General features: G+C 59.9%; 25 protein-coding genes. 18 read left to right on the top strand and 7 right to left on the bottom strand.

Going from position 1 to position 24,212, the window contains the following annotated elements:
• Positions 1 to 121 precede the first annotated feature (121 nt).
• Complete coding sequence (gene nudE / locus FT726_RS08180; RefSeq protein ID WP_021507415.1) at positions 122 to 688, top strand: ADP compounds hydrolase NudE; 567 nt, start codon at positions 122 to 124, stop codon at positions 686 to 688.
• An 83-nt stretch (positions 689 to 771) separates the two neighbouring features.
• Here the strand turns inward: nudE and mrcA are convergent, their stop codons facing one another.
• Entirely contained in the window at positions 772 to 3,321 is a 2,550-nt protein-coding gene (mrcA, locus tag FT726_RS08175; RefSeq protein ID WP_031279687.1) for a peptidoglycan glycosyltransferase/peptidoglycan DD-transpeptidase MrcA, read from the bottom strand.
• A gap of 148 nt (positions 3,322 to 3,469) precedes the next feature.
• Between mrcA and pilM the strand changes: the two genes are divergently transcribed.
• The 12 genes from pilM (at position 3,470) to trpS (ending at position 13,459) form a co-directional block, all read left to right on the top strand.
• Complete coding sequence (gene pilM, locus FT726_RS08170) at positions 3,470 to 4,279, top strand: type IV pilus biogenesis protein PilM (RefSeq protein WP_058780181.1); 810 nt, start codon at positions 3,470 to 3,472, stop codon at positions 4,277 to 4,279.
• Positions 4,279 to 4,821, top strand: a complete 543-nt coding sequence (locus tag FT726_RS08165; protein WP_282995582.1) for a PilN domain-containing protein — start codon at positions 4,279 to 4,281, stop codon at positions 4,819 to 4,821. The genes pilM and FT726_RS08165 overlap by 1 nt, the downstream gene beginning before the upstream one ends.
• Positions 4,814 to 5,302: a hypothetical protein gene (locus FT726_RS08160; RefSeq protein WP_282995581.1), complete on the top strand. Its 489-nt coding sequence runs from the start codon at positions 4,814 to 4,816 to the stop codon at positions 5,300 to 5,302. The genes FT726_RS08165 and FT726_RS08160 overlap by 8 nt, the downstream gene beginning before the upstream one ends.
• Positions 5,292 to 5,672, top strand: a complete 381-nt coding sequence (locus FT726_RS08155) for a HofP DNA utilization family protein (protein ID WP_104094151.1) — start codon at positions 5,292 to 5,294, stop codon at positions 5,670 to 5,672. Before FT726_RS08160 ends, FT726_RS08155 begins: the two co-directional genes overlap by 11 nt.
• Complete coding sequence (gene hofQ, locus FT726_RS08150) at positions 5,614 to 6,873, top strand: DNA uptake porin HofQ (RefSeq protein ID WP_264441903.1); 1,260 nt, start codon at positions 5,614 to 5,616, stop codon at positions 6,871 to 6,873. The genes FT726_RS08155 and hofQ overlap by 59 nt, the downstream gene beginning before the upstream one ends.
• A 481-nt stretch (positions 6,874 to 7,354) precedes the next feature.
• Positions 7,355 to 7,876: a shikimate kinase AroK gene (gene aroK / locus FT726_RS08145; protein WP_010617392.1), complete on the top strand. Its 522-nt coding sequence runs from the start codon at positions 7,355 to 7,357 to the stop codon at positions 7,874 to 7,876.
• 39 nt (positions 7,877 to 7,915) lie between these two features.
• On the top strand, positions 7,916 to 9,004 hold the full coding sequence (gene aroB / locus FT726_RS08140) for a 3-dehydroquinate synthase (RefSeq protein ID WP_021507422.1): 1,089 nt from the start codon (positions 7,916 to 7,918) through the stop codon (positions 9,002 to 9,004).
• 93 nt (positions 9,005 to 9,097) lie between these two features.
• Positions 9,098 to 10,120 (top strand): SPOR domain-containing protein, encoded by a 1,023-nt coding sequence (locus FT726_RS08135; RefSeq protein ID WP_215480638.1) that lies wholly within the window; start codon positions 9,098 to 9,100, stop codon positions 10,118 to 10,120.
• Positions 10,121 to 10,216: 96 nt separating this feature from the next.
• The gene (gene dam / locus FT726_RS08130) at positions 10,217 to 11,029 is read left to right on the top strand and encodes an adenine-specific DNA-methyltransferase (protein WP_215480637.1); all 813 of its coding nucleotides are present in this window, start codon (positions 10,217 to 10,219) and stop codon (positions 11,027 to 11,029) included.
• Positions 11,030 to 11,094: 65 nt separating this feature from the next.
• Entirely contained in the window at positions 11,095 to 11,778 is a 684-nt protein-coding gene (rpe, locus tag FT726_RS08125; protein WP_021507425.1) for a ribulose-phosphate 3-epimerase, read from the top strand.
• A complete protein-coding gene (locus FT726_RS08120; protein ID WP_021507426.1) occupies positions 11,762 to 12,439 on the top strand; it encodes a phosphoglycolate phosphatase in 678 nt (225 codons plus the stop codon). The genes rpe and FT726_RS08120 overlap by 17 nt, the downstream gene beginning before the upstream one ends.
• A gap of 15 nt (positions 12,440 to 12,454) precedes the next feature.
• Positions 12,455 to 13,459, top strand: a complete 1,005-nt coding sequence (gene trpS, locus FT726_RS08115; protein ID WP_058770971.1) for a tryptophan--tRNA ligase — start codon at positions 12,455 to 12,457, stop codon at positions 13,457 to 13,459.
• A 40-nt stretch (positions 13,460 to 13,499) separates the two neighbouring features.
• Here trpS and FT726_RS08110 read toward each other — a convergent pair whose 3' ends face one another.
• The 5 genes from FT726_RS08110 to nirB all read right to left on the bottom strand — a co-directional run bounded on the left by FT726_RS08110 (position 13,500) and on the right by nirB (position 19,127).
• Positions 13,500 to 13,946, bottom strand: a complete 447-nt coding sequence (locus FT726_RS08110; RefSeq protein WP_058759299.1) for a hypothetical protein — start codon at positions 13,944 to 13,946, stop codon at positions 13,500 to 13,502.
• 72 nt (positions 13,947 to 14,018) lie between these two features.
• Positions 14,019 to 15,383 (bottom strand): siroheme synthase CysG, encoded by a 1,365-nt coding sequence (gene cysG, locus FT726_RS08105; RefSeq protein ID WP_346302655.1) that lies wholly within the window; start codon positions 15,381 to 15,383, stop codon positions 14,019 to 14,021.
• 46 nt (positions 15,384 to 15,429) lie between these two features.
• Positions 15,430 to 16,233, bottom strand: coding sequence for a nitrite transporter NirC (gene nirC / locus FT726_RS08100; protein ID WP_058780172.1), 804 nt, complete (start codon positions 16,231 to 16,233; stop codon positions 15,430 to 15,432).
• A gap of 30 nt (positions 16,234 to 16,263) precedes the next feature.
• Positions 16,264 to 16,590 carry a nitrite reductase small subunit NirD gene (gene nirD, locus FT726_RS08095; protein WP_021507431.1) on the bottom strand — a complete coding sequence of 109 codons (327 nt, stop codon included), beginning with the start codon at positions 16,588 to 16,590 and terminating at the stop codon, positions 16,264 to 16,266.
• Positions 16,587 to 19,127 carry a nitrite reductase large subunit NirB gene (nirB, locus tag FT726_RS08090; RefSeq protein WP_282995579.1) on the bottom strand — a complete coding sequence of 847 codons (2,541 nt, stop codon included), beginning with the start codon at positions 19,125 to 19,127 and terminating at the stop codon, positions 16,587 to 16,589. The genes nirD and nirB overlap by 4 nt, the downstream gene beginning before the upstream one ends.
• A 235-nt stretch (positions 19,128 to 19,362) precedes the next feature.
• On the opposite strand from nirB, the gene FT726_RS08085 reads away from it, so the two are divergent.
• On the top strand, positions 19,363 to 20,646 hold the full coding sequence (locus FT726_RS08085) for a cytosine deaminase (RefSeq protein WP_058759296.1): 1,284 nt from the start codon (positions 19,363 to 19,365) through the stop codon (positions 20,644 to 20,646).
• Between the two features lie 48 nt (positions 20,647 to 20,694).
• Here the strand turns inward: FT726_RS08085 and tsgA are convergent, their stop codons facing one another.
• On the bottom strand, positions 20,695 to 21,873 hold the full coding sequence (tsgA, locus tag FT726_RS08080) for an MFS transporter TsgA (RefSeq protein ID WP_021507434.1): 1,179 nt from the start codon (positions 21,871 to 21,873) through the stop codon (positions 20,695 to 20,697).
• Between the two features lie 261 nt (positions 21,874 to 22,134).
• On the opposite strand from tsgA, the gene ppiA reads away from it, so the two are divergent.
• The 4 genes from ppiA (at position 22,135) to FT726_RS08060 (ending at position 24,178) form a co-directional block, all read left to right on the top strand.
• Positions 22,135 to 22,707 carry a peptidylprolyl isomerase A gene (ppiA, locus tag FT726_RS08075; protein WP_021507435.1) on the top strand — a complete coding sequence of 191 codons (573 nt, stop codon included), beginning with the start codon at positions 22,135 to 22,137 and terminating at the stop codon, positions 22,705 to 22,707.
• A gap of 100 nt (positions 22,708 to 22,807) precedes the next feature.
• Positions 22,808 to 22,978 (top strand): YhfG family protein, encoded by a 171-nt coding sequence (locus FT726_RS08070; RefSeq protein WP_021507436.1) that lies wholly within the window; start codon positions 22,808 to 22,810, stop codon positions 22,976 to 22,978.
• The gene (locus tag FT726_RS08065) at positions 22,968 to 23,561 is read left to right on the top strand and encodes a putative adenosine monophosphate-protein transferase Fic (protein WP_125309850.1); all 594 of its coding nucleotides are present in this window, start codon (positions 22,968 to 22,970) and stop codon (positions 23,559 to 23,561) included. The genes FT726_RS08070 and FT726_RS08065 overlap by 11 nt, the downstream gene beginning before the upstream one ends.
• 41 nt (positions 23,562 to 23,602) lie before the next feature.
• Positions 23,603 to 24,178: an aminodeoxychorismate synthase component II gene (locus FT726_RS08060; RefSeq protein WP_088517938.1), complete on the top strand. Its 576-nt coding sequence runs from the start codon at positions 23,603 to 23,605 to the stop codon at positions 24,176 to 24,178.
• Positions 24,179 to 24,212: the final 34 nt, after the last annotated feature.

The raw sequence follows: 24,212 nt of genomic DNA, 5'->3' as shown, positions 1-24,212 counted from the left end.
AGCGGCAGCGGGCAAATGTATGTCACCATGATTGACCCGTGCTGCGTGTCGCACAATGCCGCGGGCTTCGGTATGCTGACGTCATCGCGTTTCACAAGGCTGTGCTAAGTTTGAGGCTGATATGACCACTCCCCTGAAAAAACCTGACATCCTCAACGTGGAAGCGGTGGCCCGCTCCCGCCTGTTTACCATCGAAGCGGTTGATCTCGCCTTCAGCAACGGTGCGCGTCGCGTCTATGAGCGCATGAAGCCCTCCGATCGTGAAGCGGTGATGATTGTGCCGATCATTGGCGATGACGTGATTCTGATCCAGGAGTACGCCGTCGGACTGGAAACCTATGAGCTGGGCTTCCCGAAGGGTTTAATCGATCCTGGTGAAAGCGCTTTTGAAGCCGCCAACCGTGAGCTGAAAGAAGAAGTGGGCTTTGGCGCGCATCAGCTGGAAGCGCTGGGCAAACTCACCATGGCGCCGTCCTATTTCTCCAGCAAGATGAATATCGTGGTAGCTGAAGGGTTGTACGAAGAGAAGCTGGAAGGGGATGAGCCGGAGCCGCTGATTGTACGCCGCTGGCCGCTCAGCAATCTGCTGGCGCTGCTGGAAGAGCCGGATTTTCGCGAGGCGCGTAACGTCAGCGCGCTGTTCATGGTGCGTGAGTGGCTGGTGAAGCAGGGGCGGTTGAGTTATTGAGGACACCTGGCGGCGCAATAAAAGGCGCGGAAAGTCGCACGGGGTAAAAACAAAAAGCCGGGGATTTCCCCCGGCTTTTTTGATCAAAACAGTTCGTGGCTTTCACCGTTGTCCATGATGGTGGTGCCCACATCATGCACCGAATATTCGGTCGGCTGGGTGCCGTTAATGAAGTACTCCTGACGGGTGTTGCCGCCACCGTTGGCCAGCTTGCCGGTGCTGCGGTCAATGGTCACCGTCACCACGCCGTCCGGCGGTGTCAGCGGCTGCACCGGCACACCATCCAGCGCCACTTTCATGTAATCATCCCATGCCGGCTGCGCACTCTTCGCGCCGCCTTCGTAGCCGGAGATCTGATCCGGTATCGCACCCGATACCGTGGTGCGACCCAGCGCGCGCGAATCATCGAAGCCAATCCACACCGACGTCACCACGCCCGGACCATAACCGGAGAACCAGGCGTCTTTGGAACTGTTGGTGGTACCGGTTTTGCCGCCGATATCGTTACGCTTCAGATCGCGGCCGGCACGCCAGCCGGTTCCCATCCAGCCCGGTTCACCGAAGATGTTAGAGTTCAGCGCGCTCTTGATCAGGAACGCCAGCGGCGTGTTGATCACGTGCGGTGCATACTGCTGATCGCCGGCCGGCTGCGGCTGCGCCGGTACCTGCTCCAGCTCGGGCTGCGGCACGGTCTGATTCTGCTGCTGATTCGAGGTGGCAACGTTTTCCACGCTCTCTTCATTCAGCGCCACCGACTTTTTGGTGTCGCCATAGATCACCGGCAGATTGCACTGCGGGCAGGCGATCTTCGGCTGCGCCTGGAAAATCACGCCGCCCTGTTCGTTCTCAATCTTGGCGATGAAGTAAGGATCAACCAGGAAGCCGCCGTTGGCCATCACCGCATAGCCGCGCGCCACCTGCATTGGCGTGAAGGATGCGGCGCCCAGTGCCAGCGACTCGGTATGGATAATGTTCTGCGCCGGGAAGCCAAAGCGCTGCAGATACTCAGCGGCGTAATCAACGCCCATGGCACGCATCGCGCGCACCATCACCACGTTTTTCGACTCACCCAGCCCCTGGCGTAAACGAATCGGACCCGCATAAGTCGGCGGCGAGTTTTTTGGTCGCCAGTCTGCGCCGGCACCGGCATCCCAGCGTGAAATCGGCACATCGTTGAGGATGGAGGCCAGCGTCAGGCCGCGGTCCATGGCGGCGGTATACAGGAACGGCTTGATGTTCGAGCCGACCTGACGCAGCGCCTGGGTGGCGCGGTTGAACATACTCTGGTTGAAGTCAAAACCGCCCACCAGCGCGCGTACCGCACCGTCTTCCGGATTAAGCGACACCAGCGCCGAGTTCACCAGCGGCACCTGTCCCAGCCACCATGCATCCCCGACTTTACGTACCCAAATCTGCTGGCCAGCCTGCAGCACCTGAGTGACGCTGCGCGGCGTCGGGCCCTGCAGAGTGTCGGATTTATACGGACGCGCCCAGCGCACGCCGGCTAAGGTCAGCGAAACGCTGCTGCCATCTTTTAGCATGGCGGTGGCTTCGTCGGCGCTGGCGCTGGTGACTACGGCGGCATTCAGCGGACCGTAGACCGGCAGATTTTTCAGCGTATTGACGATGCGGGTGTGATCCCAGCTGGCTTCACCCACTTTCCACAGCACGTTGGTCGGACCGCGATAGCCGTGACGCATATCGTACGCCATCACGTTGTTACGCACCGCCTGCTGTGCGGCTTCCTGCAGATGGCGGGTCACGGTGGTATACACCTTGTAGCCATCGTCATAGGCGCTGTCGCCGTAGCGTTTCACCATCTCCTGACGCACTAACTCGGTGAGATACGGTGCAGAGAAGGCAATTTCCGGGCCGTGATAGCTGGCGGTCAGCGGCGTGTTGCGCGCGTCGTTATACTGCTGCTGCGTGATGTAGTTCTGATCCAGCATGCGAGCCAGCACCACATTACGGCGCGCCAGCGCACGGGCGTGTGAATAGAGCGGGTTAAAGGTCGACGGCGCTTTCGGCAGGCCGGCGATCATCGCCATCTCACTCAGCGACAGCTGATCGACCGGTTTACCGAAGTACACCTGCGCCGCCGCACCGACGCCGTAAGCGCGATAGCCGAGATAGATTTTATTCAGATACAGCTCAAGGATTTCATCCTTACTCAGCAACTGCTCGATGCGAATCGCCAGGAAGGCTTCCTTGATTTTACGCATCAGCGTGCGTTCAGGGCTGAGGAAGAAGTTACGCGCCAGCTGCTGCGTAATGGTACTGGCGCCCTGCGAGGCGTGGCCGGAGACCAGCGCGATGCTGGCGGCGCGGAAAATCCCCACCGGATCGACGCCGTGATGCTCATAAAAGCGGCTGTCTTCGGTGGCGATAAACGCTTTGATTAGCTCAGGCGGCATCTGTTGCAGGGTGAGCGGGATACGGCGCTTTTCACCGTACTGGGCGATCAGCTCGCCATCCGCGCTGTAAACCTGCATCGGGGTTTGCAGGCGCACATCTTTCAATGTGTTCACATCAGGCAGCTGCGGCTCTATGTATTTGTACAAACCATAAACCGTGCCGGCTCCCAGCAAAATGCAACACACTGCAAGGATCAATAAATACTTTACGAACTTCACCTGAGAATTCCCATCTGTTGGCGTTTGGGCAGTTTATAAACAATCGCGCGGTAGTATAAAGGCAAGCCTGACGCTTTGATATACCCGTCATTCTTCATGCAATGCGGGTAATCATCCTTTTTCCTGTAACGATAAGGAGATCGCGCGCATGGCTTTTCAGCGCTGGCAAATTGGACTGGACATCCAGAACGGGCAACTCTGCGCCCTTGGCATTGAACGACGCCGTCACGGATGGCAGCTGCGACACTGGTGGCAGCAGCCGCTGCCGCACGATACGTTACGCAACGGCGTGTTGCAAACCTCGCCAGTGTTACAGGAGATGTTGGTGCGCTGGCAGCGTCATTTACCCAGGCGCTACTCACTGCGCGTTGGCCTGCCGCCGCAGCTGGTGCTGCAGCGTACGCTGCCGTTGCCAGAGACCTCACTGCGCGAGCCGGCGCTCAGCCGCTACGTTAACGCGTCCGCATCGCGTCTGTTCCCGGTCGAAGCCGCCTCGCTGTCGCTGGATTACCGGCTGGGCGGCAGCGCCAGCCAGCTGCACGTCACCGCCGCGCGCCGTGACGTCATCGCCCAGTGGCTGGCGCCGCTGCAGCAGGCCGGACTGCGCCCCGACGTGTTTGAGCTGAGCAGTCTGGCGCTGACGCAGATCGCCATGCGCGTTCCGCTGCGCCCGCATCAGCTGCTGATCCATCCGCTCTGCGACCACTGGCTGTGGACGCTGGCCGGCGAAAATAGCGCCTGCGGTGCGGCAACCGAACCCCTGACGCTCGCCCATCTGCGTGACACCTTTCCCCAGGCACAAACGGTGTTCTGCACCTCACCGCAGGCGTTGCCGGAGGCGGAAGTACAGCGCTGCAAGCCGCTGGCGCTGTTGCACTATCTGCAACCGCCGCTACCGGCAGAGGCGGGCGCGCTGGCGATTGCGCTAGGCCTGGCGCTACGTCCGGAGGATTACTGATGCTGGCGGTCAATTTGCTCCCGTGGCGGGCACAGCAGTTGCTGCTACGCCGCCAGCACAGCGTGGCGTTGCTGGTTGTCGTGCTGCTGGTAACGCTGTTACTCACGCTGCTGCTGTGGTGGCGCGCTGAACAGCGGCTCCAGCAGGCAGCCCGGCAGCAGGCCGATATGACCATGCAGCTCCAGCAGATCCAGCAGCGGCTGGCGCAACAGCAAACGCTGATGGCGCAGCGGGATGATCTGTTACGCAGGCAGCAGGCGCAGCAACAGCGGCTGCAGCAGCATCAACGCTGGCAGCAGTTCTGGCAGCAACTGCCCGCACTGATGCCGGAGACGCTGTGGCTGAGTCGCGTGGAGCGGCGTCAGGGGCAACTGGTGCTGGACGGTCTGGCGCAAAGCCTGGCTGATGTCAGCGCGTTCCGCCATCAACTGCAGACGCAACCGTTATTTGCGGCGGTGAAGCAGGGCAGCGTACAGCGTCAGGCGCAGGGAGATTACCGCTTCGCGCTGCGTGCCCGGCTGCAGGAGGCGACCGATGAATGAACTCATCCAGCGCTGGCTGCAGCTGGCACTGACGTGGCGGATAGCCAGCCTGCAGCTGCTGGCGCTGCTGCTACTCGGGCTGGCGTGGCTACTGCTGCTGCGTCCGCAACAGCAGCAATTCAGCACGCTGCAACAGCAGCTGTCACAACTGGCGCAGCAGCACCAGCAACTTCAGCAGCAGCTGGACGCGCGACCGGCCATCGAACAGCTTCAGGCGGAGATCGCAACGCTGCAGCCAGCGGCAACGGCGGCGTCCGTATCGTTAGAGCAACTGGTGGCGGCGCGCGGCAATCTGCTCGAGGCCTGGCATCCGGACAGCCAGCCACAGCAGCTGGCGCTGCGCCTGAGCTGGCCGCAGTTTCTGCCGCTGTTCAGCGGGCTGGCTGCGACGGCGTTAGCGGTGCCACAGCGTTTTCAGCTGCAGGCGGAGCAGGGCGTGTTACACAGCGAGTTCTGGCTGGAGAGTGACGATGCGGAGTAGCGCACTGGTGTTACTGCTGTGCAGCAGCTGGGCGCTGGCGCGCGATCCGTTCCAGCCGCTGGCTGCCAGCCAGTGTCAGGCGCCTGCTGCTGTGCCGCACGGCTGGCGATTACAGGGCATCATTGGTCGCGCGCCGCACTTTGTGGCCTGGCTGGTTTCACCGCAGGGCAAACGTCAGCGGCTGAGTGCACCGGCTGCTTTTCCGGTGGCACCGTGGCAGGTAACCCAGCTCAGTGCACATACGCTGGTACTGAGCGCCACGCAAAGCTGTCCGCCGCAGCACATCACATGGGTAATAAAAGGAGGATTTTATGAAAAGGATGACGCTGCTGCTGTGGCTGGCGCTGAGCAGTCCGCTGCACGCCGCTGATCAGCCCCTGAGCCTGGTATTTGATGATGCGCCGGTCGAGCGCATTCTGCAGGCGCTGGCTGACTATCAGCAAACCAACCTGTTGATCGCGCCGGGCGTGGAGGGGCGGCTGTCGCTGCGACTCGATAACGTCGGCTGGGAGCGTGCACTGGCGCTGGTCACGCGGCTGGCGAAACTCACGGTGATCCAGGAGGAGGGCGTGCTGCTGGTCTATCCGGAGAGCTGGCAGCAGCGACAGGCACAGCAGGCACAGGCGGAGCGTGAAGAGAAGCAGCTGCAGGCGCCGCTTGAGCAGCGCACCGTCACGCTGCACTACGCCAGCGCCAGCGATGTCTACCGCAGCCTGCAGGCGGAACGCTCGCTGATGACGCCGCGCGGCAGCGTGACGGTGGATAGCCGTACCAACAGCCTGTTGCTGCGGGACAGCGCGCAGGCGCTGCGCGACACCGAGCGCTGGCTGCAGGCGCTGGATCTGCCGCTGGAGCAGGTTGAGCTGTCAGCGCACATTGTTACCATCAATGAAGAGCATCTGCGCGAGCTCGGCGTCAGCTGGAGCACCGCACCCGGCGATGTCGTCACCGGGGCGCTGCGCAATCCGCAGCTGCTGGTGCCGCTGGCGGTGAGCAATCCGGCGATACGCGCCGGCGTCACGCTCGGACCGATGAACGGCGAACTGCTTAATCTGGAGCTGAGTGCGCTGGAGCAGGAGAACCAGATCGAAATCATCGCCAGCCCGCGGCTGTTTACCTCGCACCAGCAGACCGCCACCATTAAGCAGGGCACCGAAATTCCCTACGAGGTGAAATCCGGTAACAGCGGTGCGACGGCAATTGAGTTCAAAGAGGCGGTGCTGGGCATGGAGGTGACGCCAGTAGTATTGGGCAACAGGCGTATTCAGCTCACGCTGCGGCTGAGCCAGAACATGCCGGGTCGCAGCCTGACGATGGGGGAAAGTCAGGTGCTGAGCATCGATAAGCAGGAAATCGCCACTCAGGTGACGCTGCGTGACGGTGAAACGCTGGCGCTGGGCGGTATTTTCCAGCAGCAGCGCACCCAGGGCGAAAAGCGCGTGCCGTGGCTGGGCGAGGTGCCGCTGCTCGGCAGTCTGTTTCGTCAGCAGACCGACGAGCGCAAAAAACGTGAGCTGGTGATCTTCATCACGCCGCGACTGGTCAGGGAAGCAGCGCTTACCGCCGGATAAAGCGGAAAATTCGCTCCATATGACCAACTGCGTTGACGCAGGGCAGGAATTAGCATACAAGGTTTAGCGATTTTAAAACGGTGTAACGGAACGCGGCAGGATAACCTTCCGGCGGGTGTCAGTGACAAGCGATACTGGCATCGAAAGAAATATGCCCGAATTTTGGGTGGTACAGGACGTCAGCAACGGCACCTATTCCACAGTTTACGCAGGTAAGCTGTCGGGAGCGACAGGCCCAGCCAGCGCACCTGTAGCGCGCACAAGGATGGCAAAAAAGGAAGAGCGTTACCGTCTCGCGAACCACAGACCGGTCCTGTTTGAAGGTCGCCGGGGGCAATTTATTCGGTTGCCAAACGGCCATGAGTGTTGAGATAATTTTCCGTCTGACTCTTGCTAACGCTCATGAGGTCTCAGTTCCTGTCCCGCCAGCAATGTGCTGAACGCGGGGTATCATCAACGAATTCTTAGTAATACCGACAAAATGGCAGAGAAACGCAATATCTTTCTGGTTGGGCCGATGGGTGCCGGCAAAAGCACTATTGGTCGTCAGTTAGCTCAGCAACTCAATATGGAATTTTTCGATTCCGATCAGGAAATTGAGCGACGTACCGGAGCGGATGTAGGCTGGGTATTTGATGTGGAAGGCGAAGCCGGTTTTCGCGATCGTGAAGAGAAAATCATCAACGAGCTGACCGAGAAACAGGGCATTGTCCTGGCGACCGGTGGCGGCTCCGTCAAATCCCGTGAAACCCGTAATCGTCTCTCCGCCCGCGGTGTGGTCGTCTACCTCGAAACCACCATCGAAAAGCAACTTGCCCGCACTCAGCGTGATAAAAAGCGTCCGCTGCTGCAGGTTGACGAACCGCCGCGCGAAGTACTGGAAGCGCTGGCTGGCGAACGTAATCCGCTTTATGAAGAGATCGCTGACGTCACCATTCGCACTGACGATCAAAGTGCAAAAGTTGTCGCCAATCAGATCATCAACATGCTGGAAAAAAATTAATCCAGCACCCTGAGGGCTCAGCAATAGGTATCGGTCATCATGGAGAAGATCACTGTCTCACTGGGGGATCGCAGTTACCCCATCACCATCGCTGCCGGACTGTTTAACGATCCGGCTTCTTTTTGGCCGCTGAAAGCCGGCGACAATGCCATGCTGGTGACGAATCAGACGCTGGCACCGATCTATCTGGACAAACTCGCGACGCTGCTGAGCAACGCCGGGGTGAAAGTGGATCAGGTGATTCTGCCCGACGGTGAGCAGTACAAAACGCTGGCGGTGATGGACGAGGTTTTCACCGCGCTACTGCAGAAGCCGCACGGCCGTGACACCACGCTGATTGCGCTGGGCGGTGGCGTGATTGGCGATCTGACCGGCTTTGCTGCTGCCAGCTACCAGCGCGGCGTACGCTTTATTCAGGTGCCGACCACCTTGCTGTCGCAGGTTGACTCCTCGGTCGGGGGCAAGACTGCGGTGAACCATCCCCTCGGTAAAAACATGATCGGTGCTTTCTACCAGCCGGCTTCGGTGATCGTGGATACCGACTGCCTCACCACGCTGCCGCCGCGCGAGCTGGCCTCCGGTCTGGCGGAAGTGATCAAATACGGCATCATTCTCGACGGTGAGTTTTTCCAGTGGCTGGAGCAGAATCTTGATGCGCTGCTGGCGCTGGATAACACCGCCATGGCTTACTGCATTCGCCGCTGCTGCGAGCTGAAAGCCGACGTGGTGGCGGCCGACGAGCGTGAAACCGGCCTGCGTGCGCTGCTCAATCTCGGTCATACCTTTGGCCATGCGATTGAAGCGCATATGGGTTACGGCAACTGGTTGCACGGTGAAGCGGTCGCGGCGGGCATGGTGATGGCGGCGCGCACCGCTGAGCGTCTGGGTCAGTTCAGCGCTGCCGATACTGACCGCATTATTGCGCTGCTGCAGCGTGCTGGCCTGCCGGTTAACGGCCCGGCCAGCATGACGGCAGAAGCCTATCTGCCGCACATGATGCGCGATAAAAAAGTGCTCGGCGGCGAGCTGCGTCTGGTGCTGCCTCTCGCTATTGGCCGCTCCGAAGTGCGTGGCGGCGTGGCGCATGATATGGTGCTGGCTGCGATTAACGATTGCAAAGTATCTTGATTATCCCCGGACTACGTCGGGCTGCTGTCCGGCGGGGAACAGTGAGCAGTGATGCGGCACGTGGGAAGCGTGCCGTTTTACGGAGGAGGCTAAATGGATGAGTTCAAACCGGAAGACGAGTTAAAACCTGACGCCAGTGACCGCCGTCCCACGCGGCCTCGCAAATCGTCTTCTGCGCCGAAAGCGAAAGTACCGGTTTCCCGTCAGCATATGATGATGGGCATCGGCATTCTGGTGCTGCTGATTCTGGTGCTGGGCATTGGCTCCGCGCTGACCGGCCCGGACGAGAAGAAACCGGCCAGCAACAGCGCCAGCACCGGTAGCGCGGCACCGGCTGGCGGCGGCAGTGAAAAGAATATCGACCTGTCAGGTTCAACCACCATGAGCGGCCAGCAGAATGCCACGCCGTCGGCTGAGGGCAGTGCGCCGCAGAATACCGCCGGTAACGCCGCACCTGCCGGCAGTGACGGTCAGTCAATCTCCATGCCGTCTGTCTCCTCCACGCCGACTCAGGCAGCACCGGTTGACACACCGGCCAACCAGCAGCGCGTAACGCTGCCGGGCGATCTCAATACCGCGCTGAACAATCAGCAGGGTTCCGTTGATGCCGCGGCGCAGGGCGCACAGGGCAACAGTTCGCTGCCTACCGCACCGGCAACGGTCAGCGGCAGCGCCGGCAAAGCGGTCACGCCGTCGGCGGTACGCGCTGAGACGCCACCGCGCAGCCTCGGTGCCAGCAGCAGCCACAGAACCCCGGCTGCCAGCAAACCGGCCGCAGTGAAAGAGAACAAAACGCACACCACCACCGCGCACAACAGCGCACCGGCCAGCAGTGGCGGTGCCAGCAAGTCGCTGCCATCGGGCGGCAACTACACGCTGCAGCTGAGCGGTGCGTCGAAAGAAGCGAGCCTGAACGCCTGGGCGAAGAAACAGAATCTGAGCGGTTATCACGTGTATAAAACCACGCGTAACGGCCAGCCGTGGTACGTGCTGGTGAGCGGCGCTTATGCCACACCGGCCGAAGCCAAACGTGCAGTAGCTTCACTGCCGGCGGAAGTGCGTGCGGCGAACCCGTGGGTTAAACCGCTCAGCCAGGTGAAGAAAGAGAGCCAGTAAGTGATGTGGGGCCGCGCTGCTGCGGCCCCGTTCTAAGCGCAGATCTGCTGTCGGTTTCGCCACAGCCAATAATTAAGATGTAATAGCAACGACAGCATGAAGAAAAATCGCGCTTTCCTGAAATGGGCCGGAGGGAAATACCCGCTGCTTGACGATATCCGTCGTCATCTGCCACAAGGTGATTGTTTAATCGAACCTTTTGTCGGCGCCGGTTCCGTATTCCTCAACACCGATTATGACCGTTATCACCTGGCGGACATCAACGGTGATCTGATCAATCTCTACAATATCGTCAAAACGCGCACCGCTTCGTTTATTGAAGACGCGCGCCAGCTGTTCAGCGCCAACGGCAATACGGCGGAAACCTATTACGCCCAGCGTACGGCGTTCAACGCCAGCACGGATACCTATCAGCGCGCCGTGCTGTTTCTTTATCTCAACCGCCATGGTTACAACGGCCTGTGCCGTTACAATCTGCGCGGTGAATTTAATGTGCCCTTTGGTCGCTATCGTAAGCCGTACTTCCCGGAAGCCGAACTGTTATGGTTCGCCGAGCGCGCGCAAAAAGCCACCTTTGTCTGTGAATCGTACGATGTTACTCTGGGCAACGCCCCTACAGGCTCAGTGGTTTATTGCGATCCGCCGTACGCGCCGCTGTCGGCGACGGCTAATTTTACCGCTTACCACACCAACAGCTTTAGCCTGCGCGAGCAGCAGCATCTGGCGGAACTGGCCAGTAAGCTGGCGCAGGAGAGCCGCATCCCGGTACTGATTTCAAACCACGATACCCTGCTGACGCGCGAGTGGTATCAGCATGCGGATTTACACGTAGTTAAAGCCCGGCGTTCCATCAGCCGAAGCATAAGTGGTCGCACTCAGGTTGACGAACTGCTGGCGCTTTTCCGCTAGCCTGTTTCGTCCGCGACCAACGCATCACGCCAGCTCCGGCTGGCGCACAAAATTGGGAGATTCGGATGAAACAATTTTTACTGGCCCCATCAATCCTTGCCGCTGATTTTGCCCGCCTGGGCGAAGATACCGCTAAAGCGCTGGAAGCGGGTGGCGACGTGGTGCATTTCGATGTGATGGACAACCACTATGTTCCCAATCTGACCATGGGGCCAATGGTGCTGAAAGCGCTGCGCGATTACGGCATCACCGCGCCCATCGATGTGCATCTGATGGTCAAACCGGTCGATGCGCTGATTCCGGAATTCGCCAAAGCGGGTGCCAGCTTCATTACTTTCCATCCCGAAGCCAGCGAGCACGTTGACCGTACGCTGCAGCTGATCAAAGAGCACGGCTGTAAAGCCGGTCTGGTGTTCAATCCGGCAACGCCGCTCAGCTATCTCGATTACGTGATGGATAAGCTCGACATCATTCTGCTGATGTCGGTCAACCCCGGCTTCGGCGGCCAGTCCTTTATTCCAGGCACGCTGGATAAACTGCGCGAAGCGCGTCGTCGCATTGACCAGAGCGGTTACCAAATCCGTCTGGAAGTGGATGGCGGCGTGAAGATCGATAACATCGGTCAGATCGCGGCGGCCGGGGCTGATATGTTTGTTGCGGGCTCGGCGATCTTCGGTCATCCGGATTACAAGAAGGTGATCGATGAGATGCGCAGCGAACTGGAGAAAGTTAATGGCTCATTTCACTGATATCCGCGCGCTGGCGTTCGATCTCGATGGCACGCTGGTGCACAGCGCGCCAGGCCTGGCACAGGCGATCGATCTGGCGCTGGCCGATTTGCAGCTGCCGCCTGCGGGCGTTGAGCGCGTCTCAACCTGGATTGGCAACGGTGCGGACATCATGATGGCGCGGGCGCTCAGCTGGGCGCTGGGCCGTGAGCCGCAGGCCGACGAGCAGCGCGACGCGCGTGCGCTGTTCGACAAACATTACGCCGCAACGGTGGAAGCCGGCAGTACGCTGTTTCCACAGGTGCAGGAGACGCTGGCCGCGCTGCACGCCAGCGGTCTGCCGCTGGCCATCGTCACCAACAAACCTACACCGTTTGTTGCTCCGCTGCTGCAGTCGCTCGGCATTGCCGACTACTTTTCTCTGATCATCGGCGGCGACGATGTGGTGGTGAAAAAACCACATCCGGCGGCGATTTTCCTCGTTCTCGGCCGTTTCGGCGTGCTTCCAGGACAATTGCTGTTTGTCGGTGATTCGCGCAATGATATTCTCGCTGCCCAGGCGGCGGGCGTGCCAAACGTTGCGATGACCTTCGGCTACAACTACGGTGAGCCGATTGCCACCAGCCAGCCCGATTTAACTCTCGATACTTTTAGCGAACTTTTGCCCGTTCTCGGGCTGTGATTATCAGGACATAACATGAGCAAACCCATCGTTTTCAGCGGCGCCCAGCCTTCCGGTGAACTGACCATTGGCAACTACATGGGTGCGCTGCGTCAGTGGGTGCAGATGCAGGATGATTTCCACTGCATTTACTGCATCGTCGATCTGCACGCCATCACCGTTCGTCAGGACCCGGCCGCGCTGCGCAAAGCCACGCTGGATACGCTGGCGCTGTACCTTGCCTGCGGTATCGATCCGGAAAAAAGCACCATCTTCGTGCAGTCGCACGTACCGGAGCACGCCCAGCTGAGCTGGGTACTGAACTGCTACGCCTACTTCGGCGAACTGAGCCGCATGACGCAGTTCAAGGACAAATCGGCACGTTACGAAGAGAACATCAACGCCGGCCTGTTCGATTATCCGGTGCTGATGGCGGCCGATATTCTGCTGTATCAGACTAACCAGGTACCGGTCGGCGAAGATCAGAAGCAGCACCTTGAGCTGAGCCGCGATATCGCCGCGCGCTTCAATGCGCTGTACGGCGACGTGTTTAAAATTCCTGAGCCGTTTATTCCGAAGTCCGGCGCGCGCGTGATGTCGCTGCTGGAGCCGACGAAGAAGATGTCGAAATCCGATGACAACCGCAACAACGTGATTGGTCTGCTGGAAGACACCAAATCGGTGGTGAAGAAGATTAAGCGTGCAGTGACCGACTCGGAAGAGCCGCCGGTGGTGCGCTACGACATCAAAGAGAAAGCGGGCGTGTCTAACCTGCTGGATATCCTGTCAGGCGTGACCGGTAAGTCGATTGCGCAGCTGGAGCAGGAGTTCGAAGGCAAAATGTATGGTCACCTGAAAGGCGCGGTGGCAGATGCTGTGTCTGAGATGCTGACTGAGTTGCAGGAGCGCTATCATCGTTTCCGCAATGACGAAGCGTTCCTCAACCAGGTAATGCGCGATGGCGCAGCGAAAGCCCGTGCGCATGCCCAGGAAACGCTGAAGAAAGTGTATGACGCCGTAGGCTTCGTGGCGCAGCCATAAGCCGGTTTGCCGGGGCGCAGCACAACGCGCCCCGCAGGCTTTACTTCACCCGATGCAGCGTCAGCTCTGCGCCATCCCAGAATAGCCGCGCATTGCCGTCGGCCAGCACGCTCAGTACCGCGCCCGGTGCCGGTCCCCACGCCTGATTGCCACAATGCACGTTGAAGCCATAGCGAAAGCTGAAATCACGATCCTGTCCGGCCCCGCTGGCGGCGCTCAGGCGCGGTTTTCCCTGGCAATTGTCGGTCGCCGGATTGATGCCGCGTTCGGCAGTGCCGCGCGTCCAGCTGATCGCATTGGGTTTAAACGCCACGCGCGCGCCCATAAACTGCGGATCGTTTTTGATGTAAATCTGGCCGTTCTCCTTTTTCGGCGTCACGGCAACCACCTGCCATTCGCCCGTGACCGTTGACCACGTCACCGGGGCGGCACTCACCGCCACGCTCAGCGGCATCAGCAGCGCCGCGGCCAGAGAAATAATGCGCATGGAAACTCCTTGTGATTGATTTGGCTGCTCAGTCTGGCGGCAAAGCGCAGTGCTGTACAGTATTTTACCGCATCAGAACCAGCGCAGCTGCGTGCGCAGGCTGACCACGCGGCCCACAATGATCAACGCCGGACTGGCAAACTGCTGTGCCAGCGTTGCCAGCTCCTGCAGCGTGGCGCAGGCGACGCGCTGCTGCGGCGTGGTGCCGTGCTGCACGATAGCCACCGGCATCGCTGCGTCCATCCCGTGCCGTAACAGCTGCTGCTGAATGTCGGCCGCCTGGCTGAGGCCCATATAAAACACCAGCGTCTGCTGCTCCGCCGCCAGTTTGCCCCACTCCATTTCGCCGTGCTGCTGCAGATGGCCGGTGACGAAGCGCACGCTCTGGGCATGGTCGCGGTGGGTGAGGGGAATACCGCTGTAGGCGGCACAGCCGGAGGCGGCGGTGATGCCCGGCACCACGCTGAACGGGATGTTATGCTGCGCCAGCACCTCCAGCTCTTCGCCGCCGCGGCCAAAAATAAAGGGATCGCCGCCCTTGAGACGCACCACACGCTTGCCGCGCTGCGCCTGCTCCAGCAGCAACTGGTTGATTTGTTCCTGCGGCACGCAGTGATGGCCCGCCTGTTTACCCACGAAGAGGCGTTCGGCATCGCGCCGCACCAGATTAAGAATCGGCTCCGATACCAGCCGGTCATACACCACCACATCAGCCTGCTGGATAGCCTGCAACCCTTTCAGCGTTAGCAGACCGGCATCACCCGGCCCGGCGCCGACCAGCACGACTTCGCCCTGCTGCGTCAGCGGCGCCGCAAACAAGGCATCGACCTGTGCGGCAGCGCGTGCCCGATCGCCGTTGGCCAGCGTTTGGGCCAGCCGATCGCTGGTAAAGAAGCGCTCCCAGAAGGCGCGGCGTGGCGCCATGGCGCTAAAATGCTGCTTCACGCGCTCGCGCAGTGAGCCCGCCAGCGCAGCCAGTTCGCCGAGATGCTGGGGCAGCATCGCCTCCAGCTTCTCACGTAGCAGACGCGCCAGCACCGGCGCGCGGCCACCGGAAGAGACGGCGATCATCAGCGGCGAGCGGTCGATGATCGACGGCATAATGGCGCTGGCCTGCTGTGGCGCATCCACCAGGTTACAGAAGAGGCGGCGCTGTTCGGCGGCGTCAGCCACCTGCTGATTGACGGCATCATCATTGGTGGCCGCAATCGCCAGCCAGCATTCATCCAGCCAGTCATCGGCAAAGGCGCCGTGCAGTAACGTCACTTTTCCCTGTTGAGCCCACAGCTGAAATGCCGGGGAAAAATCCCGCGCGCCGACGTACAGCTCTGCGCCGGCCTCCAGCAGCAAACGCGCTTTGCGTTCAGCCACATCGCCTGCGCCAACCAGTAAACAACGCTTGCCTTGCAGCCGACAAAACAGCGGAAAGTAATCCATAGCGAATCCTGAAAAAAAGCCCGCACGGTGCGGGCTGTGGAAGGGATTATACCGATTTCAGCGGCGAAGCCTGGGCTTGCGTCTGCGGGCGCTGCGCCTGCGGCGTGGCATACCAGTAGCCGAGGCCCATCAGCACCATGCCAGAGAACATATTGCCGAGCGTCACCCACAGCAGGTTGTGGCCGATGCCGCTCAGCGTCAGGTCGGCGCTGTGCTGGCCAAACCACGACAGCGCAAATACCGTCATGTTGGCGATGGAGTGCTCGTAACCGGAGGCGATAAACGCCAGCAGGCACCACCAGATAGCGATGAACTTCGCGGCCCCTTCGCTGCGCACTGCCATCCAGATCGCCAGACACACCAGCCAGTTGCACAGCGCGCCTTTAAAGAACAGCGCCATCGCCGTCTGCGTGGTTTTTGCCAGCGCTACGCTGTGGATCAGCGAGCCGGCGTTCGGCAGCAGCGCACCAGCGGCGTAGTAGTAGAGCAGGGCGACAAACACTGAGCCGATCAGGTTACCCAACCAGGTTTGCGGCAGCACGCACCACATCTGGCCGTGGCTGATGGTGCCGGCTTTGACGCCCACGGTGAGGAACATGGTATGACCGGTAAACAGCTCGGAACCGGCGATGATGACCAGCGTCAGGGCAATACCGAAGGTGGCGCCCATCAGCAGTGGACGATATGCCGGGTCCGCCAGGTTGCCGAGGGTGAAGATCAGGATGATCGCCAGGCCAACGTAAGCGCCGGCCATCGCCGATCCGATCCAGAAGGCCAGCGGGCTGTGCTGTGCGGTGCGTACAATGCGCGCCGCATTGGCGGCGCAGGTGTTCAGGGTGTCAGAAAACATAGTGACGTCTCATAAAGTGAAGGAATTCTGTCAGGCGCAGACTTCGACCTGGCCGTTGCTGACGCGCACCGCATAGCTCGCCACCGAGCGGCTTTCATCTTCCAGACAAACGCCATCACTCAGGCGAAAACGCTGTTTTTTCAGTGGGCTGGCGACCCACAGCGTGTGCTGGTGTTCGGCGATCAGGCCGCGCGACAACACGCTGGCTTCAGCAAACGGGTCGATGTTGCTCAGAGCGTACAGCTGCGCATCGTCGCGCGGGCGAAAGATGGCGATCTGCTGACCGTTAACCAGCGCGCACACGCCGGTAGCGGGCAGGATTTGTGTGAGTTCACACACGGTGTACCACTGGCTCATGCGTCAGCCTCCTCGATCAGGGTAATCGCGATGCGCTCCGCCGGACGCGCCGGGCGATGCTGCTCGCGTTCACTGACGTGCTGCACCAGCGGGTCGCGCTGCGGGCTGTTAATAAACGTGGCGAAGTGCGCCTGCTGCTGCGGGTCGTTAACCGTGGCGGTCCATTCACAGCGGACGTCAGCGCGCAGACGCGTCAGCTCCTGTTCCAGCTGCGCGTTAAGGCCGAGCCGATCGTCGATAATCACGCTGCGCAGATAGTCGATGCCGCCGTCCATGCTCTCCAGCCACAGCGAAGTGCGCTGCAGGCGGTCGCCGGTGCGGATGTAAAACATCATGAAGCGGTCGAGATACTGCAGCAGCGTGTCGCGGTCGAGGTCAGCCGCCAGCAGATCGGCGTGGCGCGGTTTCATGCCGCCGTTGCCGCACACGTACAGGTTCCAGCCTTTTTCGGTGGCGATGACGCCGACATCTTTGCCCTGCGCTTCGGCGCATTCACGGGTACAGCCAGAGACGCCAAACTTCATCTTGTGCGGCGTGCGGATGCCTTTGTAGCGGTTTTCCAGCTCAATGCCGAAGCCGAGGCTGTCGCCAACGCCATAGCGGCACCAGCTGCTGCCGACGCAGGTTTTCGCCATGCGCAGCGCTTTGGCATAAGCCTGTCCGGTTTCAAAGCCGGCGGCAATCAGCTGTGACCAGATGGCCGGCAGGTCATCGCGCTGCGCCCCGAACAGGCCGATGCGCTGTGAACCGGTGATTTTGGTGTAAAGGTTGTACTGCCGCGCCACTTCGCCCAGCGTCATCAGCCCCTGCGGCGTGATTTCACCGCCGGCGGTGCGCGGAATCACCGAGTAGGTGCCATCTTTCTGGATGTTGCCGAGATAGAGATCGTTGCTGTCCTGCAGCGGCGTATGCTGCGGCTTGAGGATGTATTCGTTCCAGCAGGAGGCCAGCAGCGATCCGACGGTCGGTTTACACACTTCACAGCCGTAACCCTGGCCATACTTCGCCAGCAGCGCGTCAAACGACTTGATCTCCTCCACGCGGATCAGGTGATACAGCTCCTGGCGCGAATAGGCGAAATGCTCGCACAGGTGATGATTGACTTCGATGCCCTGACGGCTCAGCTCAGCGTTCAGCACTTGCGTAATCAACGGGATGCAGCCGCCGCAGCCGGTACCGGCGCGGGTTTCGGCTTTCAGCGCCGCCACGGTGTGGCAACCCGCCTGCACCGCGTTAACGATATCGCCTTTGCTGACGTCAAAGCAGGAGCAGATTTGCGCGCTGTCCGGCAGCGAATCGACGCCCAGCGCCGGTTTTTCGCCGCTGCCCGCCGGCAGAATCAGCAGCGCCGGGTTTTCCGATAAGGCGATGTGATTGAGCGCCAGCTGCAGCAGATTGCCGTAGTCGCTGGTGTCGCCCACCAGCACCGCGCCGAGCAGAGTTTTGTTGTCTTCGCTGACGATCAGGCGCTTATACACGTGCTGCTGTTCATCGAGCCAGATGTAACTGCGCGCGCCCGGCGTGCGGCCGTGCGCATCGCCAATGCCGCCGACGTCCACGCCCAGCAGCTTGAGTTTGGCGCTCATATCGGCACCGGCAAAGACGCTGTCACGCCCGACCAGCGCATCGCTGGCGACCTGCGCCATTTTGTAGCCCGGCGCCACCAGACCGTAAATCCGATCCTGCCAGGCGGCGCATTCCCCAATCGCGTAGATCGCCGCATCGCTGGTCTGGCAGCGATCGTTGATGGCAACGCCACCGCGCTGGCCGAGCGCCAGGCCGCACTGTTGCGCCAGCTTATCCTGCGGGCGAATGCCGGTGGAGAACACGATAAAGTCGACGTCGAGCGCGCTGCCATCGGCGAACGCCAGCGTTTTACCGCCTTTAGCGTGATGCACAATCTGCCGGGTATTTTTGCCGGTATGGACCTGCACGCCCATCTGTTCGATCTTACGCCGCAGCTGTTCGCCGCCCTGTGTATCCAGCTGTTCCGCCATCAGCACCGGTGCAAACTCAACCACGTGCGTTTCAATGCCGAGATTTTTCAGCGCGCCCGCCGCTTCCAGTCCGAGCAGACCGCCGCCAATCACCGCACCGCGTTTGCTGCGGCGCGCGCAGGCTTCTATCGCGTTGAGATCTTCGATGGTGCGATAGACAAAGCAGTCGCTGCCCTCCGCGCCGGCGATCGGCGGGATCCACGGATAAGAACCGGTGGCCAGAATTAGCGTGTCGTAATGCACCGCACGACCGGTGTTGGAGTGAATCAGCTTTTCCTCACGGTTGAGGGTAATGGCGCGCTCGCCAAGCAGCAGATTGACCTGATGCTTTTCGTAGTAGCCTTCGCGCACCAGTGAGAGTTCTTCGGCGGTGTGGTGGGAAAAATAGGCGGAGAGATGGACGCGATCATAGGCGACGCGGGGCTCTTCACAGAAAACGGTTATCGCGAACTGCTCAGGGGCGGCTTTGTCGATTAGTTCTTCGATAAAGCGGTGGCCAACCATGCCGTTGCCAATAATAACGACACTGTGCTTGCTCATGCTTGCCTCAAAATTTGCGGGATCTGCGCCTACCTTAGCGCGCTGTTTCTGGCGCTTATTGACGTACATCAACTGCGGCTTTATATACCCATTTAGAGGTATGTTGCTGATTTTACGTGTTTTTATCTAAGTCTTTTATTTGGCTGAAAATTACCCAATGGCGGCAGAAAAGTTGCCAGCGGCGCGGCCGTTTTTCGTGCTAGCTTAAGATGTTGCGTTTTCAGCGGAGAAGGATATGACCCAGCAAGCGTTTAAGTGGATAAACAACCTGCGCCTGGCAGGCCAACCGGGTTTATGGCAGATCGAAATTCGCCACGGCAACATCAGCGCCATCATTCCGCAGCCGCCGCACGCGGCCGCCCAGCCGGATGCGCTGGATGCCGCCGGTGGGCTGGCGAGCGCGCCGTTTATCGAGCCGCATATTCATCTCGACACCACGCAAACCGCCGGCGAACCGGCGTGGAATCAGTCCGGCACGCTGTTTGAAGGCATTGAGCGCTGGGCTGAACGCAAGGCGCTGCTTAGCCATGAAGATGTGAAGCAGCGCGCGCGGCAGACGCTGAAGTGGCAAATTGCCAACGGCATTCAGCACGTGCGCACCCACGTGGATGTGTCCGATCCCACGCTGACCGCCTTAACCGCGATGCTGGAGGTGAAAGCGGAGATGGCGCCGTGGATCGATATCCAGATCGTGGCCTTTCCGCAGGAAGGCATTCTCTCTTATCCCAACGGCGAAGCGCTGCTGGAAGAGGCGCTGCGCCTCGGTGCCGACGTGGTGGGCGCGATCCCGCATTATGAATTTACCCGCGAATACGGCGTCGAATCACTGCACAAGGCGTTTGCTCTGGCGCAGCGCTACGACCGGCTGGTGGACGTGCACTGTGACGAGATTGATGATGAGCAGTCACGCTTTGTCGAAACCGTGGCGGCGCTGGCGCACCGCGAGGGCATGGGCGCGCGCGTCACCGCCAGCCACACCACGGCGATGCATTCGTACAATAACGCGTATACCTCGCGGCTGTTCCGCCTGCTGAAGCTGTCGCAGATTAACTTTGTCGCCAATCCGCTGGTGAATATTCATCTGCAGGGACGCTTTGACAGCTACCCGAAACGGCGCGGCGTGACGCGGGTGAAAGAGTTGCTGGAGGCGGGTATCAACGTCTGCTTCGGCCATGATGATGTGTTCGATCCCTGGTATCCGCTCGGTACCGCCAGCATGCTGCAGGTGCTGCACATGGGGCTGCACGTCTGTCAGCTGATGGGCTATGAGCAGATCGACAGCGGTCTGCAACTCATCACGCACAACAGTGCGAAAACTATGCAGCTGGCGGATTATGGCGTGCAGGTGGGCAACGCGGCCAGCCTGATTATTTTGCCTGCTGATAACGGGTTCGATGCGCTGCGCCGTCAGGTGCCGGTGCGCTATTCGCTGCGTAAGGGCGTGCTGGTGGCGGCCACACAGCCGGCAAGCAGTGAAATTTATCTCGGTGCTACCGAAGCGGTGACGTTCCGGCGTTAAGGGAGCGGGAAGGGGAATAGCGGCGCGAGGCTTCGCGCCGCTCGGGGATCAGGCAGTCTGGTGAGCGTGCTGGCGATGTTTAGTGACAAAGCCGAGCAGCACACACATCACGAACACCACCGCGTACAGCGCGTTCGCGGTGGACAGCGCCGCGTGCGCGCCGCCTTTCGCCACAATCGGGCCGGTGACCACGAAGGTCAGCATGGTGCCGACGGTGCCGCAGGTGAGGATGAAGTTCACCAGCTTCGGCGATGACGCTTTGGTCTGCAGCGAGCCCAGCGTGATGATGGTGGTGTAAATGGCGCTGGAGAAGAAGCCAAGCGACATAATGATCCAGTGCAGCATGCTGGCATCGGTGGTTTTCACGAACCAGAACATCAGGCCGGTGGCCAGCAGCGCCAGCACCACCAGAATGCGTTGCAGGTCGAAGAAGCGCAGCAGGAAGCTGAACGCCCACATGCCGACCATATAGGCGGTCCAGAAGTTACCGACCAGCTGACCGGCGGCGGCGATATCCATGCCCATTGATTTGGTGGCGTATTCCGGTACCCAGGAGATGAAGCCGAGCTGGCCGAGGATGTAGCACAGTGCCGCGATCGACAGGAACAGCACGCCGATGCCCCACTTCTCTTTTTCGCCGCCCTGCACCGCGGCTTCGCTCTTCAGTACCGGGAACTCGACCATCAGCGTCAGGATGAAGATCGCCACGTAGATCACGCCAATGCAGGCGTAAACCCAGTACCACGGCAGCGCGCGCGCCAGCAGAATGCCCGCGATAATCGGGAAGATGGTGCCGGCCATGCTAAAGAACGAGTCGGTAAACAGCAGACGGGAACCGCGCTGGCGACCATCGTACAGATGGGTAATCAGGAAGGTGCCGATCGACATGGTGATACCGCTGACCACGCCGAGCACGAACATGCACAGCGAGAACACCGTGAGGTTATGGCTGGTCATCAGCCCGGCCACGGCGAGGATCATCAGCACAAAGCCAAAGATCAACTGGCGCTTGAGTGGCACAATCACCATCAGCCAGGCGTTCAGGAACACCGCCGCCAGAATACCGGCGTTAAGGAAAGTGAAGGTGTTGCTCATCTCTGAGATGGGCAGCTGGAAATACTGGGCAATATTATCCAGCACCATACCGGTAACGATCACCAGTGCGCCGGTGAGCGCATAGGAGAAAAAGCTGATCCAGGTAAGGCCAATGCGATTACGGTTTGTCATGTTCTGAACCTGTGATGCGCCGACGTGGCAAAAAGTGTCATGAATTGTAAATGGATCTGTGATCGTAATAAACAAGCAGTGAAACGTGCGAGAAATATTTCATTAATAGTGTGATTTTCGTCACGCAAATGATTGCGCGACGGGAAAAGTATGACGATAGCAACATCAGCGTAAATATAGGTAAAACGCTGGCTCTTGTATTACATGCTCTTTACAATCAATCTCGTTTTTGAGCTTGCTCTCCAAGGTAAGGAATCTTTCATGCTTAAACGTACTTTGACAGCGGCGGTTGCCCTGTTAGCGCTCTCTTCTGTATCTGCTTCGGCTCTGGCGGCGAAAGGGGATACGCACGTGCTGCTCACCACCTCTGCGGGCAATATCGAACTTGAACTGGATAATCAGAAAGCCCCGGTTTCAGTAAAAAACTTTGTGGATTACGTGAATAACGGCTTCTACAACAACACCATTTTCCATCGTGTGATCCCGGGTTTCATGATTCAGGGCGGCGGCTTCACGGCGGATATGCAGCAGAAGCAGACCAACGCGCCGATCAAAAACGAAGCGGATAACGGCCTGCGCAACCTGCGTGGCACCATTTCTATGGCGCGTACCGCTGAGAAAGACAGTGCCACCAGCCAGTTCTTCCTGAACGTGGCGGACAACGCTTTTCTTGACCACGGCCAGCGCGACTTCGGCTATGCGGTGTTTGGTAAAGTAGTGAAAGGCATGGATGTGATCGACAAGATCGCCCAGGTGCCGACCAAAGATGTCGGACCATACCAGAATGTGCCGTCAAAACCGATTGTTATCACTTCCGCGAAAGTCCTGCCGTAATCCCTCTGCGCGCCACCCCTGGGTGGCGCCGTCTGCCGCGCTCCGGCAAAGCTGAAATTTGCTCTTATACTTAGGGCACATCCTGCTTGCCGGAGGCGCTATGAGCAGCAAACTCACCGAAAAACAGAAAATCACGTTGTGGCAGCAAACCCGTGCGGCCAATTATCAGGCCAGCTGCAAACTGGCCGGTTATACGCTGAATGAACCTGCCGTCGAGAGCGCCCAGGCGGACGATCGTCTGGCATCGCTGAGGAGGCAATATGGCGGATAACAGCCTGGCGGTGCGCGATCCCTACTTGTGGCACAACGATGACGTGCTGAAAAACCTGCTGGAAATTCACGACGTGGCACAGCTGCGTAAAGCCGAGCTGGCATTCAGCGCGGCGCGGCTGGCCACGCTGGCGCTCGGACCGGCCACGCCTGGCCTGCCGCACCTGCGCCAGATTCACCGCACGCTGTTTCAGGATATCTACAGCTGGGCCGGCGAACTGCGTACCATCGACATCTGGCGCGACGACACGCCCTATTGCCACTGCGAGTACATCGAGAACGAGGGCAATGCGCTGATGAGCGCACTGGAAGAGGAAGAGGGCCTGTGCGACCTCGACCCGCAGACCTTCGTGGCACGCATCGCGCATTACTACTGTGAAATCTATGTCCTGCATCCGTTCCGTGCCGGTAACGGGCGGGCACAGCGCATCTTTTTCGAACAGCTGGCGCTGCACGCGGGCTATCTGCTGAACTGGGATACGCTGGAGCCTGAAAGCTGGCACAAGGCCATCGTCGCCGGCGTCGGCGGCGATCTCGCGCCGCTCAACGCGCAGTTTGCGAAAGTGGTGAGTCCGGCGCGTTAAAATGCGTAGAATAGCGGCGGTTTTACTGGCCTGAGGGCATTATGCTGCTGCTAATTGATAACTACGACTCCTTTACCTGGAATCTTTACCAGTACTTTTGTGAACTGGGCGCGCAGGTGCGCGTGGTGCGCAACGATGCGATGACGCTGGAAGAGATGACGGCGCTGCCGCTGAGTCATCTGGTGATCTCGCCGGGCCCCTGTACGCCGGATCAATCCGGCATTTCGCTCGAAGCCATTCGCCACTTTGCCGGACGGCTGCCGGTTCTCGGGGTATGCCTGGGCCATCAGGCCATCGCCCAGGCCTACGGCGCACAGGTGGTGCGCGCGCGCCAGGTGATGCACGGCAAAACCTCTGCGGTGCAGCACACCGGCCAGGGTGTGTTCCGCAACCTGAATAATCCGCTAACCGTCACGCGCTATCACTCGCTGATTGTGGCGCGCGACACGCTGCCGCCGGAGTTTGAAGTCACCGCCTGGAGCCTGCGCGACGGCGTTGCCGATGAGATCATGGGCTTCCGCCATCGTACGCTGCCGCTCGAGGGCGTGCAGTTCCATCCTGAGAGCATTCTCAGCGAGCAGGGGCATCAGCTGCTGGCGAATTTCCTCAATACGTAACTTCCGTTTGCCATCGCATGATTTTTTATGCATA

The organism is Pantoea sp. Morm (genome assembly GCF_016643525.1).
Classification (GTDB): domain Bacteria; phylum Pseudomonadota; class Gammaproteobacteria; order Enterobacterales; family Enterobacteriaceae; genus Pantoea; species Pantoea dispersa.
The sequence above is the reverse complement of the archived record's forward strand: the minus strand, read 5'-3'. Positions and strand labels throughout refer to the sequence as shown.